Origin of the sequence: Escherichia sp. E2661 (assembly GCF_004745185.1) — a bacterium.
Classification (GTDB): domain Bacteria; phylum Pseudomonadota; class Gammaproteobacteria; order Enterobacterales; family Enterobacteriaceae; genus Escherichia.
The window spans coordinates 64,862-71,367 of record NZ_PDIG01000024.1 but is presented as its reverse complement, the minus strand read 5'-3'; the positions used below and the strand labels follow the sequence as shown (position 1 = coordinate 71,367).

9 protein-coding genes are annotated in these 6,506 nt (G+C 54.2%); 4 read left to right on the top strand and 5 right to left on the bottom strand.

Annotation, left to right across the window (positions count from 1 at the left end; all coding sequences use genetic code 11):
* Window positions 1–192 precede the first annotated feature (192 nt).
* Window positions 193–1,233: a permease gene (locus CRI63_RS12735; protein ID WP_135519699.1), complete on the bottom strand. Its 1,041-nt coding sequence runs from the start codon at window positions 1,231–1,233 to the stop codon at window positions 193–195.
* 72 nt (window positions 1,234–1,305) lie between these two features.
* Window positions 1,306–1,941 (bottom strand): NAD(P)H-binding protein, encoded by a 636-nt coding sequence (locus CRI63_RS12730; RefSeq protein WP_000084526.1) that lies wholly within the window; start codon window positions 1,939–1,941, stop codon window positions 1,306–1,308.
* A gap of 127 nt (window positions 1,942–2,068) precedes the next feature.
* On the opposite strand from CRI63_RS12730, the gene yhbO reads away from it, so the two are divergent.
* The gene (gene yhbO / locus CRI63_RS12725; RefSeq protein ID WP_000037608.1) at window positions 2,069–2,587 is read left to right on the top strand and encodes a protein/nucleic acid deglycase; all 519 of its coding nucleotides are present in this window, start codon (window positions 2,069–2,071) and stop codon (window positions 2,585–2,587) included.
* Here yhbO and CRI63_RS12720 read toward each other — a convergent pair.
* On the bottom strand, window positions 2,567–3,010 hold the full coding sequence (locus CRI63_RS12720; RefSeq protein WP_130204618.1) for a YhbP family protein: 444 nt from the start codon (window positions 3,008–3,010) through the stop codon (window positions 2,567–2,569). The two genes, yhbO and CRI63_RS12720, sit on opposite strands and share 21 nt — an antisense overlap.
* A gap of 50 nt (window positions 3,011–3,060) precedes the next feature.
* On the opposite strand from CRI63_RS12720, the gene yhbQ reads away from it, so the two are divergent.
* A complete protein-coding gene (yhbQ, locus tag CRI63_RS12715) occupies window positions 3,061–3,363 on the top strand; it encodes a DNA damage response exodeoxyribonuclease YhbQ (RefSeq protein ID WP_000189315.1) in 303 nt (100 codons plus the stop codon).
* Here the strand turns inward: yhbQ and CRI63_RS12710 are convergent.
* Together CRI63_RS12710 and CRI63_RS12705 are read right to left on the bottom strand one after the other, a co-directional pair.
* Entirely contained in the window at window positions 3,350–3,853 is a 504-nt protein-coding gene (locus tag CRI63_RS12710) for an N-acetyltransferase (RefSeq protein WP_000908554.1), read from the bottom strand. The genes yhbQ and CRI63_RS12710 overlap by 14 nt on opposite strands.
* Complete coding sequence (locus tag CRI63_RS12705) at window positions 3,847–4,371, bottom strand: SCP2 domain-containing protein (RefSeq protein WP_046081285.1); 525 nt, start codon at window positions 4,369–4,371, stop codon at window positions 3,847–3,849. Before CRI63_RS12705 ends, CRI63_RS12710 begins: the two co-directional genes overlap by 7 nt.
* Window positions 4,372–4,579: 208 nt before the next feature.
* Here CRI63_RS12705 and CRI63_RS12700 point away from each other — a divergent pair, with 208 nt between their 5' ends.
* The gene (locus CRI63_RS12700) at window positions 4,580–5,575 is read left to right on the top strand and encodes a peptidase U32 family protein (protein ID WP_130204614.1); all 996 of its coding nucleotides are present in this window, start codon (window positions 4,580–4,582) and stop codon (window positions 5,573–5,575) included.
* 8 nt (window positions 5,576–5,583) lie between these two features.
* Window positions 5,584–6,462, top strand: coding sequence for a U32 family peptidase (locus CRI63_RS12695; protein WP_135519697.1), 879 nt, complete (start codon window positions 5,584–5,586; stop codon window positions 6,460–6,462).
* The last annotated feature ends 44 nt before the right edge of the window (window positions 6,463–6,506 follow it).

Below are 6,506 nucleotides of genomic sequence, written 5' to 3'. Positions count from 1 at the left end.
AGTTGCCTGATGCGACGCTTGCCGCGTCTTATCAGGCCTACAACGATACAAACGTAGGTCAGATAAGGCGTTTACGCCGCATCCGACTGCCGTTGCCTGATGCGACGCTTACCGCGTCTTATCAGGCCTACAACGATACAAACCGTAGGTCGATAAGGCGTTTACGCCACATCCGACATGTTTTCCCTCAAATTAGAACAACAGCGCCAGCCCGCCGACAATCACGCCTGACACTGCCACCATCGCCCCCGTCAGCCATAAGGCTTTCGCCGGGAACGCTTTGCGCAGCATTATCAACGACGGCAAACTTACCGCTGGAAGCGTCATCAACAATGCCAGCGCCGGAGCGGTTCCCATACCTGCCAGCATCATCGTTTGTACAATCGGAATTTCTGCTGCCGTGGGAATGACAAACAAGCATCCTGCTACCGCCATCGCCACCACCCACATCAGGCTGTTATCGACAGCACCATCGGCATGGGGGAATAACCAGACGCGAGCGGCACCCAACGCCAGTACCGCAAGGATGTAAACCGGGATCGTACTCCAGAAAAGCGTCCATAGCGCCCTGCCCCAGCGGCTAAAAAACCCGCCCTGCACTTCCGGCATGTCAATTTCGACTGGCATCTGCGTTTGCGGTGTTTCACGCACCCATTTTTGCACCAGCGTCGCAATCAGCAACACCATCACCAGCCCCGCCACCAGACGAATCGCGGCAAAGCCCCAGCCGAGGACGAACCCCATAAACACCAGCGTCGCCGGGTTTAACAACGGATTCCCCATCCAGAATGCCAGTGCACCGCCCATCGACACCTGCTGACGACGCATTCCCGCCGCGACCGGAGCCGCACAGCAGGTACACATCATACCCGGCAGCGAAAACAGCGTTCCCAGCAGCGTGCCGCGAAAGCGCGATTGCCCAAGCGTGCGCAGCAGCCAGTCACGCGGGATCAGCACCTGAATCAACGAGCCGAGAAGCACCCCCAGCACCGCCGCTTTCCATACCGCGAGGAAATAGATCATCGCGTAATCCAACGCCGCTTGCCACGGATTAGCATCCGCCTGCGCAAGGATAGATTTACCGATACTGTGGGTTTCAGCGGCAGTAAACGCTTTGCCGTAGTAAGGTTGCCATTTCACATACCAGAGACCGGCAATGACAATGAGAAAGAAAAGCGCGGGTTTCCACCACTGAATGGGCGTTGCCGCCTGAGATGAAGACTGACCAGTCATAGCATTCCCCAGGAATAAGTTATGATAATTGAGCGCGTGAATATTACGCTCACTATCAATTCTTGGGAATAATTATTCAGCTCTTTTGCGTAATTCTGAAGAGCTTAAAATAGTCACACCTTCATGCTCGGGCCGCATCGCCTCTGCCAGCATGACCCGCGCCACGTCTCTCGCATCAATGGATTTCCAGTTACCGGGTAACAAACGGAACAGCGGCGCAAAAAGCGTTTCGTTCATTCGCTGTTTGCTACGATCGCCCAGTAACATCGACGGGCGAGCAATGGTCAATTTCGGCCAGTTCTGGGCGATTAATGCTTCTTCCATCTCCCCTTTGACGCGGTTATAGAAAAACGGCGAGTGGGCATTAGCACCCATAGCACTGACCACCAGCATATGCTGCGCGCCCAGCCGCCGCCCGGTTAATGCGGTATCCACTACCAGCGTGTAATCGGCATGAATAAACGCCTCTTTGCTCCCCGCTTCTCGCCGCGTGGTGCCGAGACAACAAAACACAATGTCAATGGGATCGGTGACCTGCGCCAGCGCGTCGGTCAGTTGCGGGTCATGGGGATTAAACACCCCTGGCATATCGCCCAACGGACGTCGCGTCGGCGCGGCTATGGCGTTAACTTTCGGTTCGTTAATCAACATCCGCAGCAGGTGACCGCCCACCAGCCCCGTTGCGCCTGTAATCAGTACCTGACTCATCTTCGCTCCTTTACAGAATTGTCCGCCTTGCGCTCCCTGGTACATGCACCAGGCTTAATAGTCTACGAGGTAATTATCCCCGATCGTGAGAAATTCGCCTCATCCAATGCAACAACGCGGAGGAAACATGAGTAAGAAGATTGCCGTTTTAATCACTGATGAATTTGAGGATTCAGAATTCACTTCACCCGCAGACGAGTTCCGTAAAGCCGGACACGAAGTGATTACCATTGAAAAACAAGCAGGTAAAACGGTGAAAGGCAAAAAAGGAGAAGCCAGCGTGACCATCGATAAATCCATCGATGAAGTGACGCCAGCAGAGTTTGATGCCCTGCTGCTACCAGGCGGTCATTCACCGGATTATCTGCGTGGCGACAACCGTTTTGTCACCTTCACCCGCGATTTTGTGAATAGCGGCAAACCTGTTTTCGCCATTTGTCACGGACCGCAGCTGCTGATCAGCGCCGATGTGATTCGGGGGCGCAAACTGACCGCCGTTAAACCGATCATTATTGATGTTAAAAACGCGGGCGCGGAATTTTACGATCAGGAAGTGGTGGTCGATAAAGATCAGCTGGTTACCAGCCGAACACCGGACGATTTGCCAGCGTTTAACCGCGAGGCGTTACGCCTGCTCGGTGCCTGAATTACGTAGCCAAATCATTTTTTTACCAAAGCCCAGCGTATTGTCGGTGAATTTGATTTCATCGAGCCGGATTTCCCACACCGGCGCCGACAGCATTCGGGCAACCGGAAAGCGACGATTGTACGCCTTGCGCGCGTGGTCGCTTTCCTCACCTTCCAGCCTGCGGATCTCGCCTTTAAACTGCACGCCACGGATTAACGCTACCGTTTTCGGCTGCCCGTTTACCGTTCCGGCAACCGCCGCCTGCGGCCCGCTCATCTGCGCATGACGCGTTTTTTCTTCCGTCAAAATGTAGAAGGCGACTTTCTGCGCATCAAAAAGATAAAAGGCATTGGCGCACCACAGTTCCCCTTCCTGCTGCACACACCAGGTGACAACATGTTGTTTTGCCAGCCAACGGCTGATGGCGGTGAGTGTTTCCATTGCTGTTCTCTTTTATACTGTGGGCCTGACCTTAACATGCGACGCAGACGATGACACCCTGGTTTCTTTACTTGATCCGTACCGCCGACAATAAGCTTTATACCGGGATCACCACGGATGTCGAACGCCGCTATCAGCAGCACCAAAGCGGCAAAGGGGCGAAAGCACTGCGCGGGAAAGGAGAACTAACGCTGGCGTTTTCCGCGCCAGTGGGCGACCGTTCGTTGGCGTTACGGGCGGAATATCGCGTTAAGCAACTGACCAAACGGCAAAAAGAGCGTCTGGTAGCGGAAGGCGCAGGGTTTGCAGAACTGTTGAGCAGCCTGCAAACCCCGAAGATTAAAAGCGATTGAAATGCTCGTGATACTCAACCAGGCCGGTTACGCCATTCAGCGCGTCATCCGCTAAACGATGTACCTGGAAGGCGCTTTCAGTGCCCGGCCAGCGGCAACGCAGATCGTGATGCGCCGCCAGTTCAAAGCCAAAACGGCTGTACAGCGCCGGATCGCCCAGCGTCACCACTGCGGCATAGCCAAACTCATTAAGCGAATCGAGTCCTTCATAGACCAGTTGGCGTGCCAGCCCCTGTCCACGGTATTTTTCATCAACCGCCAACGGAGCCATGCCGACCCATTGCAGGTCTTCGCCCTGCACATCAACCGGACTAAATGCCACATAGCCAATGACCTGACCTTCGTCATCTGTCGCCACCAGCCCCAGCGTCAGAAAGCCATCTTCACGCAGATCGTGAACCAGCTTCGCTTCCGCATCGCTTTCGAATGAACGACGCAGCAGGGCATCAATACCCGGCGCATCAATGGGAATTTCTACTCGAATTAGCATGGTTCACCTACCGATGTCTGTTTGGTTTCAGGCGCGGTTTTCATTCCCGCCTCAACAAAATCCGCCAGTTGCAGCAGCATCATACGTAAGGCTTTCGGCATCTGCTCCAGTTCAATGGCGTCCATCAGGTTTTTCACATACAGCCCCAGCTCCGTATCGCCTTCAATCATCAGCCGACGTTGGAAGAAGAGCGTGTCTGGATCTTGTTTACGCGCCGCAATCATCAGCAGATCGCTGGCGTCGGCACTAAAACTCACATCAGCTTGCGCGTTCTGGCTGACAACCAGTTTGCCATTCACCACCGAGGTAAACCATTGCAGGTCAATATCACGCACATGAATACTTAACCAGCGGCCTTCAAGAAACTCCAGCTCGCCGTCGTCCAGCGCCTGACGGAATTGCCAGCTTAAGACCTGCTCAAGAACCTGGCGTTTAAGCGCAAATGGCGTCAGTTTTACCGGTACACTCAACAGAGATGGCCCCAAATGCACAATGCGGGAACGCAGTTTATCCAACACGAGTTTTACTCCCTGCTTCAACAATCATCCTATTTTGCCATATTGGAAAAATAACATGGCGGTATAAATCAACAATTCCATATGAAATTGCTGCTACCACCAATACAACTTTAACTGCCTTAAATCAAAAATTGTCGCAGCAGGGTTAACTAAAATCCCAGTTCGTTAACATTTTTGCGCTTTGACTGCGCAACCTTCAGGAAAAATTATGGAGCTGCTCTGCCCTGCCGGAAATCTCCCGGCGCTTAAGGCGGCCATCGAAAACGGCGCAGATGCTGTTTATATCGGGCTAAAAGATGATACTAATGCCCGTCACTTCGCCGGCCTTAACTTTACCGAGAAAAAATTGCAGGAAGCGGTGAGTTTTGTTCATCAACATCACCGCAAACTTCACATCGCAATTAACACTTTTGCGCATCCGGACGGTTACGCCCGTTGGCAGCGCGCCGTGGATATGGCGGCGCAGCTGGGTGCCGACGCGCTGATCCTCGCCGACCTCGCCATGCTGGAGTACGCCGCCGAGCGATACCCGCATATTGAGCGTCACGTATCGGTGCAGGCTTCGGCGACCAATGAAGAGGCGATTAACTTTTATCATCGCCATTTTGACGTTGCTCGCGTGGTGCTGCCGCGCGTGTTGTCGATTCATCAGGTAAAACAACTGGCGCGTGTTACCCCTGTACCGCTGGAAGTGTTCGCTTTCGGCAGCCTGTGCATTATGTCGGAAGGGCGTTGCTATCTGTCGTCGTATCTGACGGGGGAATCGCCCAACACCGTGGGCGCGTGTTCTCCGGCCCGCTTCGTGCGCTGGCAACAAACGCCGCAGGGGCTGGAATCCCGCCTGAACGAAGTGCTGATCGACCGTTATCAGGACGGCGAAAACGCAGGTTATCCGACGTTGTGTAAAGGGCGTTATCTGGTGGACGGCGAGCGTTATCACGCGCTGGAAGAACCAACCAGTCTCAATACCCTGGAACTGCTGCCGGAGTTAATGGCGGCGAATATTGCTTCGGTGAAAATTGAAGGCCGCCAGCGTAGCCCGGCGTATGTCAGCCAGGTGGCGAAAGTCTGGCGTCAGGCTATCGACCGTTGTAAGGCCGATCCGCAAAACTTCATACCGCAAAGCGCGTGGATGGAGACGCTCGGGTCGATGTCCGAAGGCACGCAGACCACCCTTGGCGCGTATCACCGTAAATGGCAGTGAGAAAAGCAATGAAATATTCCTTAGGGCCAGTGCTGTGGTACTGGCCAAAAGAGACGCTGGAAGAATTTTATCAGCAGGCCGCCGCCAGCAGCGCCGACGTGATTTATCTTGGTGAAGCAGTATGCAGCAAGCGCCGGGCAACTAAAGTTGGTGACTGGCTGGAGATGGCAAAATCGCTCGCCGGAAGTGGCAAGCAGATTGTGCTCTCCACGCTGGCACTGGTGCAGGCATCCTCCGAACTGGGCGAACTGAAACGCTATGTTGAGAACGGTGAGTTTCTGATTGAAGCCAGCGACCTCGGCGTGGTGAATATGTGCGCTGAACGCAAACTGCCGTTCGTCGCCGGACATGCGCTGAACTGCTACAACGCGGTGACGCTGAAAATATTGCTTAAACAGGGCATGATGCGCTGGTGTATGCCGGTGGAGCTTTCCCGCGACTGGCTGGTGAATCTGCTTAATCAGTGCGATGAACTGGGCATTCGTAACCAGTTTGAAGTGGAAGTCTTGAGCTACGGTCATCTGCCGCTGGCCTACTCCGCCCGCTGCTTTACCGCGCGTTCGGAAGACCGCCCGAAAGATGAGTGTGAAACCTGCTGCATTAAGTATCCGAACGGGCGCAACGTGCTGTCGCAGGAGAATCAGCAAGTGTTTGTACTCAATGGCATTCAGACCATGAGCGGCTACGTTTACAACCTCGGTAACGAGCTGGCATCCATGCAGGGATTGGTTGATGTGGTCCGCCTGTCACCGCAGGGTACTGACACTTTCGCGATGCTCGACGCCTTCCGCGCTAATGAAAATGGCGCTGCGCCACTGCCGTTGACGGCAAACAGCGACTGTAACGGCTACTGGCGGCGGCTGGCAGGGCTGGAGCTGCGAGCGTAAGTATATAGCTCACTTTGTTAACAACTTTAACTACTCTTTAATGC

Bases quoted from the DNA above. Each gene is read 5' to 3' on its own strand.
- CRI63_RS12730 (WP_000084526.1), bottom strand. From the start codon at position 1,941: ATGAGTCAGGTACTGATTACAGGCGCAACGGGGCTGGTGGGCGGTCAC.
- CRI63_RS12700 (WP_130204614.1), top strand. From the start codon at position 4,580: ATGGAGCTGCTCTGCCCTGCCGGAAATCTCCCGGCGCTTAAGGCGGCC.
- CRI63_RS12735 (WP_135519699.1), bottom strand. From the start codon at position 1,233: ATGACTGGTCAGTCTTCATCTCAGGCGGCAACGCCCATTCAGTGGTGG.
- CRI63_RS12710 (WP_000908554.1), bottom strand. From the start codon at position 3,853: ATGCTAATTCGAGTAGAAATTCCCATTGATGCGCCGGGTATTGATGCC.
- yhbO (WP_000037608.1), top strand. From the start codon at position 2,069: ATGAGTAAGAAGATTGCCGTTTTAATCACTGATGAATTTGAGGATTCA.
- CRI63_RS12720 (WP_130204618.1), bottom strand. From the start codon at position 3,010: ATGGAAACACTCACCGCCATCAGCCGTTGGCTGGCAAAACAACATGTT.
- yhbQ (WP_000189315.1), top strand. From the start codon at position 3,061: ATGACACCCTGGTTTCTTTACTTGATCCGTACCGCCGACAATAAGCTT.
- CRI63_RS12695 (WP_135519697.1), top strand. From the start codon at position 5,584: ATGAAATATTCCTTAGGGCCAGTGCTGTGGTACTGGCCAAAAGAGACG.